This is a genomic window from Ideonella livida (genome assembly GCF_010499455.1).
Lineage (GTDB): Bacteria > Pseudomonadota > Gammaproteobacteria > Burkholderiales > Burkholderiaceae_C > Ideonella > Ideonella livida.
In genome coordinates, this window is sequence record NZ_JAAGOH010000020.1 from 56580 (window position 1) to 78955 (window position 22376).

At 73.1% G+C, this 22376-nt stretch carries 18 protein-coding genes; 7 read left to right on the plus strand and 11 right to left on the minus strand.

Going from position 1 to position 22376, the window contains the following annotated elements:
- Positions 1-129 precede the first annotated feature (129 nt).
- Positions 130-1872, plus strand: coding sequence for a phosphoenolpyruvate--protein phosphotransferase (ptsP, locus tag G3A44_RS15835; protein ID WP_163458712.1), 1743 nt, complete (start codon positions 130-132; stop codon positions 1870-1872).
- A 20-nt stretch (positions 1873-1892) separates the two neighbouring features.
- Here the strand turns inward: ptsP and G3A44_RS15840 are convergent, their stop codons facing one another.
- The 10 genes from G3A44_RS15840 to G3A44_RS15885 form a co-directional block, all read right to left on the minus strand.
- Entirely contained in the window at positions 1893-3203 is a 1311-nt protein-coding gene (locus G3A44_RS15840) for a nucleotide disphospho-sugar-binding domain-containing protein (protein ID WP_163458713.1), read from the minus strand.
- Positions 3204-3208: 5 nt separating this feature from the next.
- Positions 3209-4483, minus strand: coding sequence for a hypothetical protein (locus tag G3A44_RS15845; protein ID WP_163458714.1), 1275 nt, complete (start codon positions 4481-4483; stop codon positions 3209-3211).
- A 4-nt stretch (positions 4484-4487) separates the two neighbouring features.
- The gene (locus tag G3A44_RS15850; protein ID WP_163458715.1) at positions 4488-4835 is read right to left on the minus strand and encodes a hypothetical protein; all 348 of its coding nucleotides are present in this window, start codon (positions 4833-4835) and stop codon (positions 4488-4490) included.
- 48 nt (positions 4836-4883) lie between these two features.
- The gene (locus G3A44_RS15855) at positions 4884-6332 is read right to left on the minus strand and encodes a cytochrome P450 (RefSeq protein ID WP_163458716.1); all 1449 of its coding nucleotides are present in this window, start codon (positions 6330-6332) and stop codon (positions 4884-4886) included.
- Entirely contained in the window at positions 6329-7537 is a 1209-nt protein-coding gene (locus tag G3A44_RS15860) for a hypothetical protein (protein WP_163458717.1), read from the minus strand. The genes G3A44_RS15855 and G3A44_RS15860 overlap by 4 nt, the downstream gene beginning before the upstream one ends.
- A gap of 65 nt (positions 7538-7602) precedes the next feature.
- Positions 7603-8562, minus strand: a complete 960-nt coding sequence (locus G3A44_RS15865) for an MBL fold metallo-hydrolase (protein WP_163458718.1) — start codon at positions 8560-8562, stop codon at positions 7603-7605.
- A 6-nt stretch (positions 8563-8568) separates the two neighbouring features.
- Complete coding sequence (locus G3A44_RS15870; RefSeq protein ID WP_310734394.1) at positions 8569-10302, minus strand: long-chain-fatty-acid--CoA ligase; 1734 nt, start codon at positions 10300-10302, stop codon at positions 8569-8571.
- A 230-nt stretch (positions 10303-10532) separates the two neighbouring features.
- A complete protein-coding gene (locus G3A44_RS15875; RefSeq protein WP_163458719.1) occupies positions 10533-11645 on the minus strand; it encodes an MBL fold metallo-hydrolase in 1113 nt (370 codons plus the stop codon).
- Between the two features lie 158 nt (positions 11646-11803).
- On the minus strand, positions 11804-13228 hold the full coding sequence (locus tag G3A44_RS24120) for an ATP-binding protein (protein WP_163458720.1): 1425 nt from the start codon (positions 13226-13228) through the stop codon (positions 11804-11806).
- Positions 13225-13854 (minus strand): response regulator, encoded by a 630-nt coding sequence (locus tag G3A44_RS15885; RefSeq protein WP_163458721.1) that lies wholly within the window; start codon positions 13852-13854, stop codon positions 13225-13227. Before G3A44_RS15885 ends, G3A44_RS24120 begins: the two co-directional genes overlap by 4 nt.
- Positions 13855-14101: 247 nt before the next feature.
- Between G3A44_RS15885 and G3A44_RS15890 the strand changes: the two genes are divergently transcribed.
- The 5 genes from G3A44_RS15890 (at position 14102) to G3A44_RS15910 (ending at position 19433) form a co-directional block, all read left to right on the plus strand.
- Positions 14102-15988: a methanol/ethanol family PQQ-dependent dehydrogenase gene (locus tag G3A44_RS15890; RefSeq protein ID WP_163458722.1), complete on the plus strand. Its 1887-nt coding sequence runs from the start codon at positions 14102-14104 to the stop codon at positions 15986-15988.
- Entirely contained in the window at positions 15985-16650 is a 666-nt protein-coding gene (locus G3A44_RS15895; protein ID WP_310734395.1) for a pentapeptide repeat-containing protein, read from the plus strand. The genes G3A44_RS15890 and G3A44_RS15895 overlap by 4 nt, the downstream gene beginning before the upstream one ends.
- A gap of 1 nt (position 16651) precedes the next feature.
- The gene (locus G3A44_RS15900; protein ID WP_163458723.1) at positions 16652-17179 is read left to right on the plus strand and encodes a c-type cytochrome; all 528 of its coding nucleotides are present in this window, start codon (positions 16652-16654) and stop codon (positions 17177-17179) included.
- 67 nt (positions 17180-17246) lie between these two features.
- A complete protein-coding gene (locus G3A44_RS15905) occupies positions 17247-17696 on the plus strand; it encodes a MerR family transcriptional regulator (protein ID WP_163458724.1) in 450 nt (149 codons plus the stop codon).
- Between the two features lie 246 nt (positions 17697-17942).
- A complete protein-coding gene (locus tag G3A44_RS15910) occupies positions 17943-19433 on the plus strand; it encodes an aldehyde dehydrogenase family protein (protein ID WP_163458725.1) in 1491 nt (496 codons plus the stop codon).
- Positions 19434-19474: 41 nt separating this feature from the next.
- Here the strand turns inward: G3A44_RS15910 and G3A44_RS15915 are convergent, their stop codons facing one another.
- Positions 19475-21427, minus strand: a complete 1953-nt coding sequence (locus G3A44_RS15915; protein WP_163458726.1) for a sigma-54-dependent Fis family transcriptional regulator — start codon at positions 21425-21427, stop codon at positions 19475-19477.
- A 285-nt stretch (positions 21428-21712) separates the two neighbouring features.
- On the opposite strand from G3A44_RS15915, the gene G3A44_RS15920 reads away from it, so the two are divergent.
- Complete coding sequence (locus G3A44_RS15920; RefSeq protein WP_163458727.1) at positions 21713-22321, plus strand: hypothetical protein; 609 nt, start codon at positions 21713-21715, stop codon at positions 22319-22321.
- The last annotated feature ends 55 nt before the right edge of the window (positions 22322-22376 follow it).

Below are 22376 nucleotides of genomic sequence, written 5' to 3' on the forward strand. Positions count from 1 at the left end.
TTGGTCAGCGGCCGTGTCAGCCCCATGAACCGGGCCTGACGGGGCCGTGACAGCTGCAGGGCCGCTGGCGCCGGCGCCCGGGATTTCGTCAAGGCGCACCGGGTGGGGGCGCTGCTACATTCCCAGCGCATGAGCATCCAGGTTTTCGGTCTTCCGGTCTCTCGTGGTGTGGCCATCGGCCGCGCGGTGCTGGTGGCGTCCAGCCGGGTGGACGTGGCCCACTACTACGTGGAGGCGCAGGCCGTCGAGCACGAGGTCGAGCGGCTGCGGCATGCCCGCGACGCCGTGGCCCAGGAGCTCATGCTGCTCAAGGAGGAGGTGCCCGAGGATGCGCACGCCGAGTTGGTGGCGCTGCTGGACGTGCACCTCATGCTGTTGCACGACGACTCCCTGGCCGAGGCCACCAAGCAATGGGTGCGCGAGCGCCACTACAACGCTGAGTGGGCCATTGCCGCGCAGCTGGAGGTGGTGGCGCGGCAGTTCGACGAGATGGAGGACGAGTACCTGCGCGAGCGCAAGGCCGACGTCGAGCAGGTGGCCGAGCGCCTGCTGCTGGCCCTGGGCCGCGCCGCCGCCCTGCAGCCTGAAGCCCTCAAGCCGCGCGACTTCGCCGGTGAGGACCCGCTGGTGCTGGTGGCCAACGACATCTCGCCGGCGGACATGCTGCAGTTCAAGCGCAGCGTGTTCACCGGTTTTGTCACCGACGTCGGCGGGCGCACTTCGCACACGGCCATCGTGGCCCGGTCCATGGACATCCCGGCGGTGGTGGGCGCCCGTGAGGCCAGCCGCCTGGTGCGGCAGGACGACTGGCTGGTGATCGACGGCGATGCCGGTGTGCTCATCGTCAACCCTTCGCCCATCGTGCTGGAGGAGTACCGCTTCCGCCAGCGCCAGTGCGAGCTGGAGCGTGCCCGCCTGGACCGCCTGCGCCACACCCCCTGCGTCACCCTGGACGGCCAGGCGGTGGAGCTGCTGGCCAACATCGAGCTGCCCGCCGATGCCCCCACGGCGCTGGCCTCCGGGGCGGTGGGGGTGGGCCTGTTCCGCACCGAGTTCATGTTCATGAACCGCGAGGGCCGCCTGCCCGATGAGGAGGAGCAGTTCGAGGGCTACCGGCAGGCGGTGGCGGGCCTCAAGGGCCTGCCGGTGACCATCCGCACAGTGGACATCGGTGCGGACAAGCCGCTGGACCGGATGAACGTCCACGAGCTGCGCCATGAGCACCTGCTCAATCCGGCGCTGGGCCTGCGGGCCATCCGCTGGAGCCTGTCGGAGCCGGAGATGTTTGCCCGGCAGCTGCGCGCGGTGCTGCGTGCCGCGGCCCTGGGCAAGGTCCGCCTGCTCATTCCGATGCTGGCGCATGTCGAGGAGATCCTGCGGGTCAAGGCGGCCATCGCCGAGGCGCAGGAGAGCCTGGCCCGCCAGGGCTTGGCCCATGGCCGCGTGGAGCTGGGCGCCATGATCGAGGTGCCGGCGGCCGCGCTGATGATGCCGGTCTTCCTGCGCCACTTCGACTTCGTCTCCATCGGCACCAACGACCTGATCCAGTACACCCTGGCCATCGACCGGGCCGACGAGACCGTCTCGCACCTGTACGACGCCTGGCACCCGGTGGTGCTGCAACTGGTGCATCAGGTCATCACCCAGGCCCAGCAGGCCGGCAAGCCGGTGTGTGTGTGCGGTGAGATGGCGGGAGACCCCGACTTCACCGAGCTGCTGCTGGCCATGGGCCTGCGCAGCTTCTCCATGCACCCGTCGCAGATCAGCCTGATCAAGCAGCGCGTGCTGCGCACCGACACCCGCACCCTGCGGGCCCGGCTGGCCGCCACCCTGGCCAGCGACCGTCCGCAGGACACCTGGGCCGGCGGCTGAGGCCGGCGGCGGCCGGGCTTTCAGCCGGGCAGTGCCCGGCCGGCGTGCAGGCGGTGCAGCACCGCCTGAACCGCCGCATTGGGTCGGCCCGGCAGGCTCCAGCCCCCGCGCACCGGGGCGCGCGGTGCCGCCGCGGCCCGCAGGCAACTGGCCACCACCTGCGTCACCGTGGGGCGCCGTGGCCACCGCGGCAGCCCCAGGGGAGCCTGCAGGCCTTGCAGCCGCCAGGCGTTGTCGAACTGGTCATAGGCCTGGGGCCAGGCCCACTGCGGCACGCCGGCGGCCAGGCCCTGTGCGCAGGCGCCGATCCCTCCATGGTGCAGGAAGGCCTGGGCCTGGGGCAGCAGCCAGGCCAGCGGGGCCGAGGCAGTCTGCCGTTCGGTGGGGGCCAAGGGCCGGGACGGGCCCGGACCCAAGTGCAGCACCCGCCAGGTCACGCCCCCCTCGCCCTGGGCCAGCCGGTGCGCTGCCGCCGCATAGACCGCCGGCGCGGCGGTGGCCGCCGAGCCCGGGTAGCACACCAGGCGCGGGCCGCCGGGTGCCTCCCACCATGCCTGCAGCGCCGGGTCGGGCGCCCCACCGGCCTCGTAGAGCGGAAAGCCCAGGCACGCCACCGGCATCGGCCAGTCGTCGGGCAGGGACTGCCCGGGCGGGGCGAAGTCCGCGGGAAACAGGCCCAGCACCTGCCGGGGCGACATCAAGCCCGTGGCGAACAGCGGCCGGGGCAGTGGCGGCAGGCCGAGCTGCCGGCGCCAGCCGTCGAGGCGGGCGCCGGCCATGGGCTCCAGCTTGTGGTGGTCCAGCCAGCGCCAGGCCAGGCGGCGCAGTGCATCGGGCGCCCAGGCCGGTACGGCATGGCCTTGCAGGAAGAACGGGTGCCGGGCCGAGCGCAGGCCCGCCGGGGCGGTGTGGGCGGTGGTCAGCCGCAGGTTGAGCGACTCCAGCACCAGCCGGGCGCCGGCCACCAGGGGCGAGGCCAGCACCTGCAGCGGCGGTTCGCCGGCCGGCGGCGCCAGGCGCTGCAGGGCGGCCACGGTGGGGCCGATCGCCGGTACCGCCAGGTGGCGCCACAGCACCCCAAAGCCCCCCAGCGGGTGCCACAGGCCGGGGTGTTGAGCGCAGCGTGTCATGGTGGCGGCGTCGACCACCGCCTCAAAGGGCACACCCTGCGCCTGCACCTCCTCGCGGTGCAGTTCTCCGCCCAGGAAAAGCACCGCGTGCCCCTGCTCGGCCAGGGCGCGGGCCACGGCCAGAAAGGGGTGCAGGTCGCCGGCACTGCCCAGGGTGGCCACCACATGGGTGGGCCGGCGGCCGGTTGCCGGTGGCTTCACAGGGCTCACCACGGCACGGGACCGAAGTGCTGGAACTGGCGGAAGTCGGTGACGGCAGGCCGGTGGCCGCAGCGCTGCGCCAGGGTCTGCGGGCCGGCGGTGAGCCGGAAGTAGTCCAGGCTGTCCGGCCCGCCGGGCAGGTCGGCCGCCATGAGGTACTGGAAGTGGCAGCGGTACTTGTCGGCCTTGATCCGGGCGTAGGCCGCCGGGCTGAAGCGCTGGGCAAAGCGGGCGTTGAGCACCCGGGGTGAGGTGTGCGGTGGCCGTGCCCAGGGGTGGCGGGGCGGGCCTTGCAGTGGCATGCAGCAGCCGTCCACCGGTGAGCTCAGGTCCACCCAGTGCAGGCCGTCGGCCGGACCCAGGGCGGCCAGGCGGTCCAGGTCGGCGCGAAAGGCGGCCGCCTCGGGCTGGTAACTCATGATGGGCGTGCAGTGGCCCAGGGTCAGGAAGGACAGCGGCGGGCGGGGCTGCCCGGCGGGCCAGCGGGCCAGGGCGCGGGCCACCACGATGACGGCCATCATGGCGCCGGAGCTGTGGCCCACCACCAGCAGTTCGTCGACCGCGCGATGGGGGTCGGCCTGGGCCTGCCAGTGGTCCAGCAGCACGCCGGCCAGACGGTCCAGGCGCTCGTCGAGGTCGGGCATGCGCCCGCGCATGTGGTCCACCATGCAGGCGGTGCTGCGCATCATCCAGCCGCTGAAGCTGCGCCGTTCGGCCCACTCGGCCGCACCGGCCAGGGCAGGCAGGCCCAGCGCGGCCAGCGCCAGGCCCCAGCCCAGCGCGCCCTGCCAGGCCAGGTGGGCGGCGCCGGCCAGCACGCCCGCACTGCCCAGCGCCAGCAGCAGCAGGGCCAGGCCGGGAAAGGCCATGAACATGAACTGCGGCCAGGAGCTGCGCGCCAGCTTCCAGAGCACGCCGCCGCGCCACAAGGCCCAGCTGGCGTAGGCGATGCGGCCCATCAGGCCCCAGCGGCCACGCGGCCAGTGGGCGCGCACCACGTCGTCCCAACGCAGCAGGTCGAACTGGGTGTCGGTGGCGGGGGCGTCGGGGCCGGCCTGCCAGCGCACCGTCCAGCCCATGGCCTGCGGGCCGCGCTTACGCCGCGGTCCGACCTCCAGTGTCCAGCCCTCCAGCGCAGCCTGGGACCGGCCCTCGGCCTGGTAGAGCTGGTGGTAGTGGTTGGGCCCTTGCGGGTCGAAGCCGCTGACGTAGAGGACCTGGCGGCGGCGCACCGGGCCTGATTCGGGCGCGGCGGCGGGCGGGCGGGAGGGTTCGGCCATGGGGTCAGAAGATGGTCTGCTTGTGCAGGCCTTTGGCCAGCACCAGGTCTACCAGGGGTTGCTCGCGCTTGTTGGCGCGGCGGCAGTGGTCCTTCTGGAACAGGTCGGTCAGGCGGATCACCCAGCGGGCCCACCAGCGGCGCTCGCGCTCACGCCAGGCGTGGGAGGACACCGACTCCCAGGCGTAGCCGTTGAACAGCGTGGCGTTGACGAAGTGGTCCAGGGCCCGCACGCCGGCGCGCCCGCGCTCGGTGCGGCCGAAGAACCCCACCGCCACCAGCAGCAGGTAGCCCGCCACCGCCAGGGGCACGATCGCCGTCATCAACACGAAACCGGCCAGCCGTTCCTTCATCCTTGTCCTCAAACTCACTGCGCAGGTGCCGCGTGCGGCGGCGTGGCCTCAGGCCCGTTGGTGCACCTTCAGGGCAATGCCATTTTCCGCGCGGATGGTCAGCCGGCCCACGGGCTCGGGCACATGGCCGGGCACCGGGGCCAGGCGCACATGCAGCGCGACGGTGGACAGCACCAGCGCCGCCTCCTGCAGGGCGAAGGCCGCGCCGATGCACACCCGAGGCCCCATGCCAAAGGGCAGGTAGGCCTTGCGCAGCGACTCCTTGGTGCTCAGGGGCTGCTGGTCTTCCTCGTGGGCGTAGCGGTCGGGGTCGAAGGCGTCGGGACGGGCCCACAGCTCGCGGTGACGCTGGATCAGCCAGGGCGAAATGACCACCGAGGCGCCGGCCTTGACCGTCTTGTCGCGCATGGGGCAGGTGCTGGCGGACTCGCGCGCCAGAAAGCCCACGGGCGGGAACAGGCGCAGGGTCTCCCGGAAGACGTTGCGCGAGAGCGCCAGCTCCTTGAGCTGGCCGGGGTCGTCACCCAGGCCGGGCAGGTGCCGCGCGGCCTCGGCGTGCAGACGCTCTTGCACGTCCGGGGCGTTGGCGATGAGGTGCAGGGCCCAGGACATGGCGCTGGCCGAGGTTTCGTGGCCGGCCAGGAAGAGCATGGCCACCTGGTCCACCAGCTCCTCGAAGCTGAAGCCTTGGCCGGTCTTCGCGTCGCGCACCATCAGGAGGGTGGCCAGGATGTCCCCGCCTTCCTCCGTGGGCGCCGGTGTGCCCGCGGCGGTGGCCTGGTGGAGCGCGGCCTGGTAGGCGTCGTGGCGCGGGCGGATCAGGCCTTCGATGAGGGCCCGGATCTCGGCGGCGGCCTGCCGGCTGCGGCGGATCTGGCCCCAGGGCCGCAGCCAGCGCAGGCCGAAGAACGCCGGCATCATCACCCGCGGGGCGGTCTCCTGGTAGCGCTCGAAGGCGCGGAAGACCTGCAGGGCCTCGGCGCTTTCCAGCGGGCGCGAGAGGATGGTGCGCAGGATGATGTCGGCCGCCACATGGGTCATCTCGACCTCCATGTCGTGCACCCCGCCCTCGGGCACGGCCTTCAGGCGGGCGACCATGGCGTCGGCCGCGTCGCGCATGCGGCCGAACACCAACTTGACCCGCGCCGCCTCGAAGGAGGGGTTCATCAGCTCGCGCTGGCGCCGCCAGGTCTCGCCGTTGGTGGTGAAGATGCTGTCGCCCAGCAGCGGGCGCAGGGCCTCGCCCAGCATGGCGTGCTTGGGAAAGGCGTCGGCCTGCTCCATCACCTGGCGCACCAGGGGCGGCTCGTTGACCATGTAGACGTCCACCCCGGGCAGGTGGACTTCACCCATCTTCATGCGGTAGCTGCGCTCGTAGAGGCTGTCCAGCCAAGAGCGGCGCTTGCGCAGGAACATGGCCAGCAGGCTGGGCCGTTTGGCCGCGGGCTGGGGGTAGTGGGGGCAGAAGTGCTGGGCCGGGGGCTGCTTGGCGGTCATGCGGGGGCGGACGAATCCGGGGCGGGGTGGGGGCTGGGCCGGGCGTCGCCGGAGGCGGTGGCCGTCCAGGGCCGTGCCATCTGGGTGGCCAGCGTGTCGGGGCCGGCGGTCAGGGCCACGGCATCGTAGAAACCCACCCGAGGTGTGGATTTGAGGTATTGCATGTGCAGCTCATGGCGGCGGCGCAGCAGGCGCTGGTACTGGGCCGCGTCCATGGCCTGGTGAAAGCGCGGCGAGCGTTGCTGCAGGCGCGGGGTGGCGGGTCCACCCCAGGGCGTGACCCGGGCAAAGGCGGCCCAGTCTGAAGGGGCGCTCACGTCCAGCCAGTGCAGGCCGGGGTGGGCGGCCAGCCGGTCCAGGGCGGCGCGGTAGGCGCCGGCGGCCGGCTGGTAGGCCAGGATGGGGGTGCAGTGGGCCAGGGTCAGCAGGCCCAACTGCGGGCCTTCGCGGCCCAGCCAGGGGGCCAGGCGCAGAGCGCGGTCCAGCATGTCGGTGGCCAGTATGGCGCCGGTGCTGTGGGCCACCACCAGCAGCTCGCGCACACCGGCCTCGCGGGCCTGTTCGGCATCGGCCACCAGCTCACGGGCGAAGGCGTCCAGGCGGGCTTCCAGGTCGGGTAGCCGGCCGCGGGCCTGGGCGAAGGTGAAGCCATACAGGCGCAGCAGCCATTCGGCGTCCAGCAGGCGCACCAGGCCGCGCCACGGCAGCAGGGCCGTGGCCAGGCCGGCCAGGGCACCCAGGCTGGCCGAGGCCGCCCCGCTGGCCGTGGCCGCCCAGGCCCCCAGGCCGGCACCGGCGCCCAACGCGGCGCAGGCCACGCCAAAGGGAAAGACCGCCAGCCAGAAGGCGGCCGGGGCAGCGCGCCGCACCCGGGCGAAGGTGCCGTCGGTGCCGGCGCGGCCGTAGACCTGCAGGTAGTCGCGCAGGGCGCGGCCCAGCGGGCCCGGCCAGTGGGCCTGCACCACGTCGTGCCAGCTGAAGACGCCGTAACGGGTGCGGCAAGAGGCCTGGCCCGGGGCCTGCCAGGCCACCTCCCAGCGGTGCAGGTGGCCGATTTGCTGGCGCTGGGTGCCGACGGTCACCGTCTCCCCGGCCGGGCTGGCCGTGCGGCCCTGCACCGCCTGGCGGTAGAGGCGGTGGTAGTGGGCGGCGCTCTTGGGATCGAAACCGCCGATGAAGTAGACGTGCCGGAACGCAGCGGACATGGCACGCATTGTGGCCGGGGCCGCACCGCCGACTTGGGGAGGTCGTGGCGTCGCCGGTGCGGCCTTCAATCGGGCAGCCGCACCCAGTCCCCGCCGTCAGTCCGCAGCAGTCCCTGGTCCCCCAGCGCCTGCACCAGGCCCCGGGCCCAGGCCTGGCGGGCGGCGGAGCCGGCATGGCCCAGCTGGGCGGCCATGGCGATGAACAGCGGGGTGCGGTCCAGGTAGGCCAGCAGTTCGGCACGGGGTTCGGCCCGTACCTCCATCAGGTGGTACATGGCCAGGGCCCGGGCCGCGTGCTGGGTGTGGCGGGCGGGGTCGCGGCTGAAGGCGTCCAGCCGGGCCCGGCTGGCGGCCAGGGCAGCGCCCGCGTCTTCAAAGACCGGGCCGTGACCCGGGATGACCAGGCGGGGCGAGAGGGTGGCGATGAGGTCCAGGGTGGCCCGGGTGGCGGCGAAGCCCGGTCGGTCCTCCAGCTCGGGAAAGATGATGGCCAACCGGTCCTGCCACAGTGCGTCGCCGGCGATCAGCGTGCGGGTCTGGGGCTCGAAGAGCATGAGCGCGTCGGGGTCGTGGCCCGGCGCCGCCCACACCTGCCAGCGTGCTGTGCCCAGGGGCAGCACGTCGCCCGCGGCCAGCGCGCCCTGCACCGTAAAGCGGGCGCAGGCCTGGCCGGTGGCCCGGTAGCTCAGCCGGGCCTCATCCCAGGTCGTGGCCGCGGCATGGTGGCCGGCGGGCACCCAGGTCTGCGGCGCGGGCTGGCCCTCGGCCTGGGCCGCCTGCTGCAGGACGGCATTGCCCCCGCAGTGGTCGGAATGCAGGTGGGTGTTGACCAGGCGTGCGGGCAGCCCGCCGCCCAGGGCGTGGCGGATGAGGGCCAGGCTCATGTCGGCATGGCGCACGTGGCCGGTGTCCACCACGGTGGCAGGCGCCGGCCCGCAGGCGGGCGCCACGATGTGGTTGGCCGAGAGCCAGTCGCGCTCCAGGACCTGCAGGCCCAGGTCGGCCAGGACGGCGCTTGCCGACATGGATGCTCAGCCCTTGGCCGCCGGACCCTGGCGCAGCTCGCGCCGCAGGATCTTGCCCACGTTGGACTTGGGCAGCTCGTCGCGGAACTCGATGTACTTGGGCCGCTTGTAGGCGGTGAAGTTGTCGTGGCAGTAGGCCTTGACCTGCTCTTCGTCCAGGCTGGGGTCCTGGCGCACGATGTAGAGCTTGACCGCCTCGCCGGAGCGGGCGTCGGGCACGCCGATGGCCGCACTCTCCAACACGCCGGGCAGCAGGTTGATGACCTGCTCGATCTCGGTGGGGTACACGTTGAAGCCCGAGACCAGGATCATGTCCTTCTTGCGGTCGACGATGCGCACCTGGCCCTTCTCGTCCATGATGCCCACGTCGCCGCTCTTGAAGTAGCCGTCGGCGGTGGTGACCCGGGCGGTCTCGTCGGGGCGCTGCCAGTAGCCCTTCATCACCTGCGGGCCGCGGATGCAGATTTCGCCGGGCTGGCCCAGCGGCACCTCGGCGCCGTCGTCGTCGCGGATGCTGATGGACGTCGACGGGATGGGCAGGCCGATGGTGCCGGTGAAGCCCATGTGGTCCAGCCGGTTGCTGGTGGCCACGGGTGACGTTTCGGACAGGCCGTAGCCTTCCACCACCGGGCAGCCGGTGACCTGGAGCCATTTCTCGGCCGTGGCCTGCTGCACCGCCATGCCGCCGCCGTTGGAGACCACCAGCTCGGAGAAGTCCAGGCGGGCGAAGTCGGCGTCGTGGGCCAGGGCGTTGAACAGGGTGTTGACCGCCGGGAACATGTTGATCTTGTGGCGGCCCAGGGTCTTGACCAGGCCCGGGATGTCGCGCGGGTTGGGGATGAGCAGGTTCAGCATGCCCAGGCGCGCGCCCATCATGTAGCAGATGGTCAGCGCGAAGATGTGATAGAGCGGCAGGGCGCAGACCACGGTGAGCTGCTTGTTGCCCACCTTCTCCAGCACGGGCTTGAACCAGGCCTCGGTCTGCAGGATGTTGGCCACCACGTTGCGGTGGGTGAGCATGGCACCCTTGCTCACACCGGTGGTGCCGCCGGTGTACTGCAGGAAGGCCAGGTCCTCGCCGGTGAGCGCCGGGGCCTTCAGCCGTAGGCTGCCGCCTTCGGCCACGGCCTGGTTGAAGCGGGTGACGGTGCGGCCCTGGTCCAGCGGCAGGCGGAACTCGGGCACCATCTTCTTGAGGTGGCGCACCGCGAAGTTGATGAAGGAGCCCTTCCAGAAGCCGAGCTGGTCGCCCATGGCCGCCAGCACCACATGGCGCAGGGCGGGCACCCGGTCGATGACCTCCTCCAGCGTGGCGGCAAAGTTCTCCAGCACGATGATGGCGCTGGCGCCGGAGTCCTTGAGCTGGTGCTCCAGTTCACGCGGGGTGTAGAGCGGGTTGACGTTGACCACCACGCAGCCGGCGCGCAGCACGGCCGGGATGGCCACCAGGTACTGCGGCAGGTTGGGCATCATCACCGCCACGCGGTCGCCCTTGCCCAGGCCCTTGGCCTGCAGCCAGGCGGCCAGGGCCAGGCTCTGTTCGTCGACGTCGCGAAAGCTCAGCCGCGCCCCCATGCACTCGCCGGCCGGGCGGCTGCCGTGGCGGCGCCAGGCGTCCTCCAGCAGCGCCACCAGGTGGGGGCTGGCGTCGGGGTCGATGGTGGCGGGCACATGCGCGGGGTAGTGCGCCAGCCAGGGTTGGTCAGCAGGGAGGGCAGGGCGTTCGACAGGGGCGTTCACGGCGGGGTCCGGCGGGGTCGGTCGGCGGGCTGTGGCCCGCGGCGCCGGCGGTGGCCGGCGTGGCGGGGCAGACCCGGATGGTGAGGCCTCGCAGCCTGCCGGCGCCCCCGGGCTTGTCCTGTCAATCGGGTGACATTTGGCGGTGGGCTTCGGGCTTCCCCGGGGGCCGGGCTGTCCCCGGGCGGACAGGGACGCCGGGCAGCACCCGGGCCGGGGCGCCCGCGTCCGCCTCAGGCGCCGGGGGCCGCCGGGCCCGGGCCCCAGCGCAGCACGCCGTCTGCGCCTTCCAGCGGGGTCAGCAGCCCCTGGTGCCACAGGCGGTGGGCATGGGCGATGGCCTCGCCCAGGGCAAAGCGGGTCTGGTGCAGGTCCAGCGGGCGGCGGAACAGCAGGGGCATCAGGTCGGCGGCGCTGTGGGGCTCACGGGCGCAGGCGGCCTGCACCTCGGCCAGGCGCTCGGCATGGTGGGCGTGCAGGGCGTCCACGCGGGCCTGCAGGCCGGTGAAGGGCAGACCGTGCGAGGGCAGCACCAGGGTGGCCCGGTCCCCGGCGTCGGGGCCCACGCGACGGGTGATCTCGTCCAGCGAGTCCAGGTACTGGCCCAGGGGGTCGGCCTCGGGCTCTAGGTCGATGACGCTGACGTTGGTGGAGATGCGTGGCAGCACCATGTCGCCGCTGATGAGCACACCCAGCGCCGGGCAGTGCAGGCTCATGTGCTCGGGGGCATGGCCATAGCCGGCGATGCAGAACCAGTCGTGCGCGCCCATGCGCACCCGCAGGTCGTCCTGCAGCCGGCGGTAGCGTCCGGGCACGGCAGGCACCATCGCCGCGTAGTCGTTGGGCTTGTGGCGGATGCTCTCCAGCACCGCGGGGTCGGCCACGCCGTGGCGGGCGAAGAAGGCCGCGGTGCGCTCCCCCCCGAAGCCCCCGGGCTGCACCCGGGCGTTGCGCGCCACGTACCAGTCGGTGGCGCTGATCCACAGCCGGCATTCGGCCTGTGGCCGGTGCCAGCGTTCGCACAGCCAGTCGGCCAGGCCCAGGTGGTCGGGGTGCATGTGGGTGTTGATCACCCGCAGCACCGGCCGGCCCTGCAGCCCGGTGGCGAAGACCTGCTCCCAGGCCGCCCGGGTCTCGTCGTTGGCGATGCCGGTGTCCACCACGGCCCAGCCGGGCGTGCCGTCCTCGGCCACGTCGGCCAGCAGCCAGAGGTTGATGTGGTCCAGTGCAAAAGGCAGGCGCATGCGCACCCAGCCCACGCCGGGGGCCACGGCCAGCACCTGGCCGGGTTCGGGGCGCTGCTCGTCCAGGGGGTGGTGCAGCGGGGGAGGCGTGGTGGGGGTCATCGTGGGGGAGCGGTGGGCCCCGGCAGGCCGGTGGCGGGTGGGACGCCCGATGGTGGCGGGCGTGGCGCGCCACAGTCTGTCACGCCGGTGACGGTGGCGGGCGCAGCCCCTGTGCAGCCCTGCAGGGGCGATGGGCAGCGGCGCAGCGGTGCAGCGCCTCAGGCTGCCGGCAGCGGCAGTTCGGCGCGCAGCACCAGACCCCGTCCGCCGGGGCCGGCCTCCAGCTGCAGCCGGCCGCGGTGCGCCCAGGCCCGCTCCTGCAGACCGGCCAGGCCGCGGCCCTGGCGCAGGGCTTGGTGCATGTCGGGCAGGCCGCGGCCGTCGTCGGCCACCTCCCAGCGCAGGTGTGGCGTCTGCGTGGGGCCGGTCAGCGACAGGCGCAGGCACACCTGCTTGGCGCCGGCGTGCCGGCAGGCATTGGTCAGGGCCTCCTGGCTCATGCGGTACACCGCCAGGGCCAGGTCCTGCGTCACCGGCCGGGCCAGCGCGGCCGCGGGCCAGGTGACATCCAGACGCAGCTGCGGCCCCTGGGGGTCGGGGGCCACCAGGGTCCAGCGCTGCAGCAGGTCGCGCAGCATGTCATGCAGGCTGCCCAGGGTGGGCTGACCGGCGGCGGGGTCCAGCGCGGGGTTGTCCGGCCGCAGCCGCCCCAGCAGGCGGCGGACCTCCTGCTGGCCCAGCGCGCATTCCTCGCGCAGGGCGTCGGCGCGGGTGCGCAGCGGGCCCTCGGTGGGCAGCTGCCGGGCCAGCCAGGTCAGGCCCACCCGCAGGGCGGTCAGGCGCTGGCCGAACTCGTCGTGCAGGTCGCGCGCCAGGTGGGCGCGCTCATCCTCCTGCAGCGTCAGCAGCTTCTGCGACAGGCGGCGGCGCTGCTCCTCGGCCCCGTCAAGCTCCTGGGCCACCGCGCGCAGGGCCTGGGCCAGGTCGTCCAGCTCCTGCACCGGCATGGCTGGCAAGCGCGCGACCTGGGCTCGCTGGTCGCGTTCGGCCAGCTGGGCCACGGCCTGCAGCAGCTGCTGCAAGGGCCGGAAGGCGCGCCGCAACTGCAGGTGCATCACCGCCAGCAACCCGGCCACGGTGGCGCCCAGGGCGCCCAGCATGCCGGCCAGGTTGCCCAGGGCCTCGCGGCGCTCGGCCTCGTGCGAGGCGGTCAGCTGCAGCGTCCAGGCCTGGCCGTCGGGCCGGGGCAGGGGCCAGGCCACATGGCGCTCATCGGCGGGTGACAGCCAGCGGCGGTAGGCCGCGTCCAGGGGCGCCAGCGGCCAGGGGGCGGGTTCGGCCGGCGGCGGGGGCAGCAGGGCCCGGCCCCCGGCGTCATGCAGCTGCAGGCGCAGGTGGCGCAGGCCATGTCCGGCCTGCAGGGCGGCCAGCTGCTGCAGGGCTGCCGCGTCGTCCAGCCCGGCCAGGGCCTGCACGCTGGCGATCTGGCTGGCCAGGGCCAGTGCGCCCTCCACCTCCTGCTCGATGTCCTCCTGCGTGGCCCACAAGCCGCTCAGGGCGGCGGCGGCGCAGGTGGCCAGGGCCACCACGGTGGCCCGGCGCATCACCAGCCGGGGCAGTTGCAGTGGGCGCGGCGGGTTCACCAGCGCACCAGGCCCTGCTCGGCGGCCAGGCGCATGAGCTTGAAGTCGCTGCGCACCTCGAGTTTCTGGCGCACCAGTGACATGTAGTTGAAGACGGTCTTCTCGCTCAGGTGCAGGGCTTTGGCAATCTCGCCAATATCCTGGCCGGCGGTGGCCAGGCGGAATATGTCGAATTCCCGCGGGCTGAGCTGCGCCAGGCGCTGGCCTTCGCCCTCGGGCGCACCGGCCAGGGTGGCGGCCAGCCCGGCCGGAAACACCGTGCGCCCCTGGCCCAGGGCCCGCAGCGCATCCACCATGTCCTGCGGGTCGCTGTCCTTGGTGAGGTAGCCCTGGGCGCCGGCGCGCAGGGCTTGCAGCGCATAGCCGGGGTGGTCGTGCATGGTGAACACCAGTTGCCGCAGCCCGGCGCGGCGCTCGCGCAGCCGGCGCAAGGCTTCCAGGCCGCTGTCGCCCTTGAGGTCCAGGTCGACCACGGCAATGTCCACGGCGGTGGTGCGCAGCAGCTCGCAGGCCTGGGCGGAGGTGCCGGCCTCGGCGGCCACGCGCATGTCGCCCTGGCTGTCGATGAACTGTCGGTAGCCGGCGCGCACCACGGCGTGGTCGTCCAGCAGCAGGATTTGGAGCATGGGAAAGCGGGTTGTCTCGCCAAGGACAAAGGGTTATCTCGGGGGTTTGTGACAACTTGGCGCAAACGCTGTCACAGGGGTTTTGCCGCAATTCGCATTCCTGAACACGTCGGGTTTGGCGGGAATGTTTCCCTGGTTTTCCGGGCGGGATTCCCAAGGTCGGTTCGGGGGGGCTTCCTAGACTGCCGCTGCGCCATCCGCCGGGCCGCCGCCCGGCACCGGCCCCACCGATTCCACAGGAGACACCATGCCCACCACCCCCGACACCCGTCCTTCCCGGCTTCGCCTGCTGGCGCTGGCCGCCGCCATGACCGCGGCCAGTGGCGCCAGCCTGGCCGCCCGCCCGGTCACCTGGGACGACATCGCCCGCGATGACCGCACCGGCCAGGACGTGCTGAGTTACGGCCTGGGCCTCAAGGCCCAGCGCCACAGCCCGCTCAAGCAGATCCACGCCGGCAACGTCGACCAGCTGGTGCCGGCCTGGAGCTTCTCCTTCGGGGGGGAGAAGCAGCGGGGCCAGGAGGCCCAGGCCCTGGTGCACGACGGGGTGATCTACGTCACCGCCTCCTACAGCCGCTTCTATGCGCTGGACGCCAAGACCGGCAAGCAGCTTTGGGCCTATGAGCACCGCCTGCCCGACGACATCCGCCCCTGCTGTGATGTGGTCAACCGCGGCCCGGCCATCTACGGCGACAAGGTCTTCTTCGGCACGCTGGATGCCCGCGTCCTGGCCCTGGACAAGCACACCGGCAAGGTGGTCTGGAGCGAGAAGTTCGGCGACCACAAGGTGGGCTACACCATGACCGGCGCGCCCTTCATCGTCAAGGAAAAGGGCGGCCGGGTGCTGCTGGTGCATGGCTCCTCGGGCGATGAGTTCGGTGTGGTCGGCTGGCTGTTCGCCCGCGACCCGGATACCGGCGAGGAGGTCTGGGCCCGGCCGCTGGTGGAGGGCCATGTGGGCCGCCTGAATGGCCGCGATGCCGGCCCCACCGGCGACGCCCGGGCCCCGAGCTGGCCGCGCGACAAGGACGGCCAGCTGGTGGAGGCCTGGCGCCACGGCGGTGGCGCCCCCTGGCAGACCGCCAGCTTCGACCCCGACACCAACACCATCGTCATCGGCGCCGGCAACCCCGCGCCCTGGAACACCTGGAAGCGCACCGCCGAGGGCGACGACCCCCGTAACTGGGACAGCCTGTTCACCTCGGGTCAGGCCTATGTGGACGCCAGCACCGGTGAGCTCAAGGGCTTCTACCAGCACACGCCCAACGACGCCTGGGACTTCTCGGGCAACAACTCGGTGGTGCTGTTCGAGTATCGGGACCCCAAGACCGGCAAGCAGGTCAAGGCCAGCGCGCATGCCGACCGCAACGGCTTCTTCTACGTGACCGACCGCGAGAAGCTGGCCACCGGCGCGGGCTATCCCAACAAGCCCACCGCGCTGATCAACGCCTGGCCCTTTGTCGACGGCATTACCTGGGCCAGCCGCATCGACACCCAGACCGGCAAGCCGGTGGAGACCGGCAACCGCCCGCCGCTGCCGGCCGCCGGCGCCGACCGCGGCAAGGCCGTGTTCGTCTCCCCGCCCTTCCTGGGCGGCACCAACTGGATGCCCATGTCCTACAGCCCGGACACCGGCCTGTTCTACATCCCCGGCAACCACTGGGCCATGGACTACTGGACCGAGAACCTGACCTACAAGGCCGGCTCGGCCTACCTGGGCCAGGGCTTCCGCATCAAGCGCCTGTACGACGACCACGTGGGCATCCTGCGCGCCATCGACCCCAAGACCGGCAAGGTGGCCTGGGAGCAGAAGGAGAAGTTCCCCCTGTGGGCGGGCACCCTGACCACCGCCGGTGGCCTGCTGGTGACCGGCACCTCCGACGGCTTCATCAAGATCTTCAACGCCAAGACGGGCAAGGAGCTCTGGAAGTTCCAGACCGGCTCGGGTGTGGTGAGCGTGCCCATCACCTGGGAGGTGGATGGCGAGCAGTACCTGGGCCTGTCCAGCGGCTACGGCGGTGCCGTGCCGCTGTGGGGCGGTGACATGGCCGACTTGACCAAGCAGGTCACCCAGGGCGGCAGCTACTGGGTGTTCAAGCTGCCCAAGGCCGCGCAGAAGGTGGCCGCCAAGTGAGCCCCGCCGCCCCGCGTCCATCGGGGCGGTCGGCGCCACCGGATCCGGCCCGGACCGGCCCGACCCGGTGGCGGCTGACGCTGGCCGGTCTGGCCGCTGCCCTTGCCGTCGGGGTCGGGCCGGCGCAGGCCGCGCCCGAGGCTGCTGTCCCGGCGGTGCCGGCGGTGCGCATCGTCAACGGCTGCGCCCTCTGGCCCTATGCCCAGTGCCCGGGCGTCGACCTGCGCCATGCCGACCTGACGGGTCTGGACCTGCGCGGCGCCGACTTCACCGGCGCCCTGCTGGCCCGTGCCCAGCTGCGCTCGGCCAACCTGGCCGGTGCGCGCCTGGACGGCGCCGACCTGACCGGCGTGCAGGCCTACGCCCTGAATGCGCCCGGCGCCAGCTTCCTGGGGGCGCGTCTGGTCGGCGCCCACCTGGAGCAGGCCCGCCTGTTCCGTGCGGATTTCAGCGGGGCCGACCTGGACGGCGCCAGCCTGGAGGCCGCCAAGCTCAACCTGGTGTTCTTCGTGGGCGCCAGGCTCACCCAGGCCAATTTGCAGGAGGCCAAGTTTGTCGGCTCCAACCTCAAGGGCGCAGACCTGCGTGGCAGCCTGCTGCGCTTTGCCATCTTTCCCGAGGCGCACCTGGTGCAGTGCCTGGGCTGCCCGGAGGGCTGGTGAGATGCGGCCCTCGCGCGAGGTCCACCGCCGCCGTGCCTCCGCCGTGTGCCGGTGGGGGGGGCTGCTGGCCGCCCTGTGGGCCGCGGCCATCCCGGGGGCGGCCTGGGCCGACGCCGCCCTGCCGCCCGGGGGGGCGGCATCGGCGCCGGCCTGGGCCGCCCCCAACCCCTACCGGGGGCAGACGGCGGTGCTGGCCGCGGGCCGCGAGGCCTATCACCAACACTGCGCGCGCTGCCACGGGGTGCAGGCCGAGGCCACCGCCGAGGCCCCCGACCTGCGCCGCCTCAACGGCTTTTGTCGGCGCCTGGACGACGCCGACCTGCGCCAGCGCTGCCTGGGGGATGTGGACCGGCACTTCCTGCACTCGGTGCTGGAGGGCAAGGTCCGCGCCGGCGTGGTCTACATGCCGCCCTGGCGCGGCCAGCTCGACGCTGCCACCGTCTGGTCCATCCGCACCTGGCTGGAGGGGCAGCGGCCGCCACCGCCGCGCACCACCACCACGGTGGAGCGGGCGACGGCCGGGCCCTGAGCGTGCCGGCGCCGGGCGGGGGCGGGCTCGCTTAGACTTCCGTGCACGTCAACCGATCGCCCGCCCCATGTCCGCCACCCGCACCGCCTCGGCCCGCACGGCCCGCCCGGCCGAATCCGCCCCGGCGCGCAAGGACAGCCGCACCTTCACCATCACCGAACTCGCCCAGGAGTTCGACATCACCCCACGCGCCATCCGCTTCTATGAGGACGTGGGCCTGCTCACCCCCAGCCGTGTCGGCCGCAACCGGGTCTATGCCCAGCGTGACCGCACCCGCCTCAAGCTCACCCTGCGCGGCAAGCGCCTGGGCCTGAGCCTGCAGGAGATCAAGCAGCTGGTGGACATGTACGACTCGGGCACCGATGCGCGGCCCCAGCTCGAGGCCTTCCAGGTCATCCTGGCCAACCACCGCCAGCAGCTGGAGCAGCAGCTGGAGGACATCCGCGTCACCCTGGCCGAGATCGCCCAGCACGAGGCACGCTGCCGCGAGTTGCTGGGCCGCAGCACACCGGACTGAGCCGCTGGACGGTCGCGCCGCCGGCATCTCGCGCTGCGACATGGGCGTCCCGGTCTGAGACGCCCGCCGCGGGGACGCATGGGCCACGCCCGTGGCATGGCCGGGTGTGCCGCCCGGGCATCCCAGGGCCCACGCCCCGCCGGCATGGCCCTTGCCCCGGAGCGGTCACGGGGGACCCAGTCGCGTCTCCCGACATCGACGTCGACGGCGTCGTCGATGCACCACGACCTTTCGGAGACACCGCCCATGCACACCCCCGCCACCGCCGGCCCGCTGGCCGCTGACGACACCCGCCGCTGGTCCGGCCGCCTCTACGGCGCCGCCGGCTGGCAGCCCGCCCAGGGCGGCACCGCCGCCGTGACCGAGAAAGCCACCGGCCGCGCCCTGGCCGAGGTGGCCCTGGCCAACGCGGAGGATGTGGACCTGGCTGCCCGCAGTGCCGCCGCCGCGCAAACCGCCTGGGCCGCCACGCCCTTTGACCAGCGCGCCGCCGTGCTGCGCCGCGCCGAGGCCCTGCTGGCCGAACGCGCCGAGCGCTTTGCCCACTGGAATGTGCGTGAGGCCGGCTCCATCCCGCCCAAGGCCGCCTGGGAATGGCAGGCCACGCGCGAGCAGCTCAGCATGGCCGCCGCCCTGCCCATGCTGCCGGTGGGTCAGGTCTTTCCCTCGGCCATGCTCGGCCGGCGCAATGAATGGCGCCGCGTGCCGCTGGGCGTGGTCGGCGTGATCGCGCCGTGGAACTTTCCGCTGTTGCTGGCCATGCGCTCGGTGGCGCCGGCCCTGGCCCTGGGCAATGCGGTGATCCTCAAGCCCGACCTGCAGACCCCGGTGGTGGGCGGCCAACTCATTGCTGAGCTGTTCGAGGACGCCGGCCTGCCCGCCGGTGTGCTGCAGGTGCTGCCCGGCGGCCCGGCCACCGGCGATGCGCTGGTGCGCCACCCGCAGGTGGCCATGATCAGCTTCACCGGCTCCACCGCCGTGGGCCGCAGCATTGGCGCTACCTGCGGCGGCCTGCTCAAGAAGTGCGTGCTGGAGCTGGGCGGCAACAACGCCCTGATCGTGCTGGACGACGCCGACCTGGACGCCGCCGCCTCCAGCGGCGCCTGGGGCGCCTTCCTGCACCAGGGCCAGATCTGCATGCAGGCCGGCCGCCACCTGGTGCACCGCAGCGTGGCCGACGCCTATGCCCAGCGCCTGGCCGAACGCGCCGCCCGCCTGGTGGTGGGCGACCCGGCCGCCGGCCCGGTGCACCTGGGCCCGCTGGTCAACGAGCGCCAGGCGCAGAAGGTGGCCCAGATCGTGGACGCCGCCGTGGCCGCCGGCGCCCGCGTCTTGGCCGGCGGCCCGCGCGAGGGCCTGTTTTTCCCCGCCACCGTGCTCACCGGCGTCACCCCGGACATGGCTGCCTTCACCGAAGAGATCTTCGGCCCGGTGGCGCCCATCACCGTGTTCGACACCGAAGACGAGCTGGTGGCCCTGGTCCACCAGTCGCCCTACGGCCTGGCCGCCGCCATCCACACCCGCCACACGCCGCGCGGCGTGGCTCTTGCGCAGCGCCTGCACACCGGCATGGTCCACCTCAACGACCAGACGGTGAACAACGAGTTCCACGTGCCCTTTGGCGGCATGGGCGCCAGCGGCAACGGCGGGCGTTTTGGCGGCCCGGCCAATGTGGAGGAGTTCACCCAGACCCAGTGGATCAGCGTGATGGAGCAGGGCATCCAGTACCCGTTCTGAGGGGCTTGGCGTCGTCTGGGCGCAGGCGGATGCCGTGCCCTTCACCGCCCCCGCGCCAGGTGCCGGTACAGCGTGGCCCGGCCCAGGCCCAGCAAGGCGGCGGCGGCGGTGACGTTGCCACCGGTGCGCGCCAGTGCGGCCTGGATGGCCTGCTCGCGGGCGCTGGGCAGGTGCAGGGCGGCGTCGGTGGGGGCGGTGGCCGGCGCGTCGGAAGGCGCCACAGCGGGCTGTGCGCTGGAAGCCCTGGGGGGCAGCCCGCCCGTCGCCTCGTCGTCCTGCCCAAAGTGCTGCGGCTGCAGCGGCTCGTCGGGCTCGCTCAGGGCCAGGGCGGTGCGCAGCGCCAGGGCCAGCTGGCGCACATTGCCGGGCCAGGGCTGGCGGCGCAGCCAGGCGCGCAGGGCAGGGTTCAGGCGCTCGGCGGCGCAGCCCAGCGGGGCCAGCAGGCCGTCGAGTACGGCATCGAAGTCCTCGCGCTCGCGGAGTGGCGGCAGGTGCAGGGTGAAGGCGGCCAGCCGGTGGTACAGGTCTTCACGGAAGCGGCCCTGGGCCACCAGCGTGGGCAGGTGGCGGTGGGTGGCGCAGACAAAACGCACGTCCACCGTCACCGCCTGGGTGGCGCCCACGCGCACCACCTCCTGACGGTCCAGCACGCGCAGCAGGCCCACCTGCAACTCCAGCGGCATGTCGCCGATCTCGTCGAGCAGCAAGGTGCCGCCGTGGGCCGCCTCGATGCGGCCGGCCTGGCCGCCGCGCCGTGCGCCGGTGAAGGCGCCCTCCACATGGCCAAACAGCTCCGCCGCCATCAGCGTGGGCGTGATGGCGCCGCAGTTGACCGCCAGAAACGGCGCGCCGGCACGCCGGCTGGCGGTGTGCAGGGCGCGGGCGGCCACCTCCTTGCCCACGCCGGTCTCGCCGGTGATGAGCAGGGGCAGGCCGGCCTCCAATGCCCGCAGGGCCTGGGCCAGGCGCTGCTGGCTCCGGGCATGGCCCAGGGGCGCTGCGCACGCCAGGGCCTCGGTCGCCGGACGGGTGGCCGCTGGGTGCCCGGCGATGCGGCCGCCCTGGGGACGATGCGCTGCGGCCGTGCCACCCAGCCGGCCCCGGGCCTGAAGGCGCACGCCGCCGCGCAGGCGCAGCGGCAGCGGCCGGCCCTGGCGGGCGGCGGTGTGCAGGGCGTCGAAGCGGTCCTCGAACAGGTCCGCCCAGGCCAGCTGTGGCAGCCACTGCGGCAGGCCCAGCAAGGGCAGCGCGGCCGAGGTGGCGCCCAGCAGCTGGGCGTCGGCGTCAAAGGCCAGCCAAGCCTCGGGGCCGGCGTCCGGCCCTTCGAGTTGCACCTGCAGCCAGGCGGGCTGGTCGTCGAACAGGCGCTGCTCGATGCGCCGGGCGCAGCGCTGCACCAGGCCCAGCGCGCCGGCGGCCAGACCCGGCGTGTCGCGGGAGAGGTCCACCGCACCCACCACCCGGCCCTGCGGGTCGAACACCGGCGCGGCGCAGCAGTGGAAGATCTGGTTGTCGGCAAAGAAGTGCTCGCCGCCCTGCACCCACACCGGCCGGCGCTCCAGCAGCGCGGCCGACATGGCGTTGGTGCCGATCATCCGCTCGGACAGGTCCACACCCGGCCGGAAGGCTTGGCGCAACGGGGCGCTGGCCCGCTGGATGGCGCCGTCCACCGCCACGGCACGGCCCAGCGCGTCGGTCAACAGCACGGCGTAGCCGGCCTCTGCCACCGATGCGGCCAGGCGCGCCAGCTCCGGCTGGGCCACCCGCAGCAGGGCCTGCTGCTGGGCCAGCAGGCGCCGCAGCGCCGGCGCCTCCACCGGGTCGAACACCACGGATTCATGGGCCGCCCGGCCCAGCTCGCGCAGGCGCTGCCAGCTGCTGAGCACCGGCGCGTCCACCAGGCCGTCGGGGGCATGACCGTCGTCAAAAAAGGCGTGGCGGGCCTGCCAGATCTGTTCGGGCCGGTAGCGGGTGGGTGGGGGCAAGGTGGGCATGGGCCTGGCGGATGGCGGGGTCGTGGCGGGCTGCCTGCGGCCGGGCGTCTCAGTCTGGGACGCGGGCCTTGAGACGGCGGCGGCGGCGGCGCAGTGCCCAGAGGCTTGGCGCACAAGCAAGTTATGCAATTTAGTGCCTTTGATGCGCCTCAAATACGGTGAAACCCCGTGGTGATAGGGCTGGCCTGCAGGTTTGATGCACTGTGGTGCAGCCTTGGCATGGGCTTTGCAGCTTCTCCAGCCACAGCCGCCCCGCGCGGCCCGATGAGACAGGAGACACCGACCATGGCCGCCATCCCCAACGCCACGCCCGCCGCCGCCTCGCTGGACGAGGTGATCCACCACCTGAACACCCTCAGCCGCCGCGGCCTGCTGCGCTCGGCCGGTGCATTGCTGGCCGGCGCCGGGGTGGGGGCGCTCGGCACCACGGCGGCCCGGGCCGCGCTGCCGCCGGGCGTCAAGCACCTGACCGAGGCCGAGGCCGCCGTCTTCGCCCGCGTGGCCGAGGTCACGCTGCCGGTGGTCGGCACCCGGCTGCGCCCCTGGGCACCCGAGGAGATCCTCACCACGCTGGACGCGGCGCTGCTGGCCGGCATGGCCCCGCACCTCCTGGCTGGTCTCAAGGGTGGCGTGGCGTACTTCAACGACGGCCCGCGAGGCCGCTTTGGCAAGCCCTTCACCGCGTTGGAGGACGGCCCCGCCCGCCTGTTCCTGGACGCCTGGGGCGCCAGCGCGGAGCCGCCGCAGCGGGGGCTGGCCATGGGCCTGAAAAAGCTGGTGCAGCTGTCGTACTGGGCGAACCCGGCCAGCTGGGCGCCGCTGGGCTACGACGGGCCGATGACGCCACGGGTCCAGCTCACCCGCCTGGGCAACGCGCCGCTGCCGCGCGCTTGAACCCACGTTCGAACCCAGGTTTGAACCCGCCCTGATCCGCACCATCACAAGACCG

Excerpts from the sequence above, each read along its gene's own strand:
- ptsP (WP_163458712.1), top strand. The coding sequence starts at position 130 with ATGAGCATCCAGGTTTTCGGTCTTCCGGTCTCTCGTGGTGTGGCCATC.
- G3A44_RS15845 (WP_163458714.1), bottom strand. The coding sequence starts at position 4,483 with ATGGCCGAACCCTCCCGCCCGCCCGCCGCCGCGCCCGAATCAGGCCCG.
- G3A44_RS15850 (WP_163458715.1), bottom strand. The coding sequence starts at position 4,835 with ATGAAGGAACGGCTGGCCGGTTTCGTGTTGATGACGGCGATCGTGCCC.
- G3A44_RS15855 (WP_163458716.1), bottom strand. The coding sequence starts at position 6,332 with ATGACCGCCAAGCAGCCCCCGGCCCAGCACTTCTGCCCCCACTACCCC.
- G3A44_RS15860 (WP_163458717.1), bottom strand. The coding sequence starts at position 7,537 with ATGTCCGCTGCGTTCCGGCACGTCTACTTCATCGGCGGTTTCGATCCC.
- G3A44_RS15865 (WP_163458718.1), bottom strand. The coding sequence starts at position 8,562 with ATGTCGGCAAGCGCCGTCCTGGCCGACCTGGGCCTGCAGGTCCTGGAG.
- G3A44_RS15875 (WP_163458719.1), bottom strand. The coding sequence starts at position 11,645 with ATGACCCCCACCACGCCTCCCCCGCTGCACCACCCCCTGGACGAGCAG.
- G3A44_RS15885 (WP_163458721.1), bottom strand. The coding sequence starts at position 13,854 with ATGCTCCAAATCCTGCTGCTGGACGACCACGCCGTGGTGCGCGCCGGC.
- G3A44_RS15890 (WP_163458722.1), top strand. The coding sequence starts at position 14,102 with ATGCCCACCACCCCCGACACCCGTCCTTCCCGGCTTCGCCTGCTGGCG.
- G3A44_RS15900 (WP_163458723.1), top strand. The coding sequence starts at position 16,652 with ATGCGGCCCTCGCGCGAGGTCCACCGCCGCCGTGCCTCCGCCGTGTGC.
- G3A44_RS15905 (WP_163458724.1), top strand. The coding sequence starts at position 17,247 with ATGTCCGCCACCCGCACCGCCTCGGCCCGCACGGCCCGCCCGGCCGAA.
- G3A44_RS15910 (WP_163458725.1), top strand. The coding sequence starts at position 17,943 with ATGCACACCCCCGCCACCGCCGGCCCGCTGGCCGCTGACGACACCCGC.
- G3A44_RS15915 (WP_163458726.1), bottom strand. The coding sequence starts at position 21,427 with ATGCCCACCTTGCCCCCACCCACCCGCTACCGGCCCGAACAGATCTGG.
- G3A44_RS15920 (WP_163458727.1), top strand. The coding sequence starts at position 21,713 with ATGGCCGCCATCCCCAACGCCACGCCCGCCGCCGCCTCGCTGGACGAG.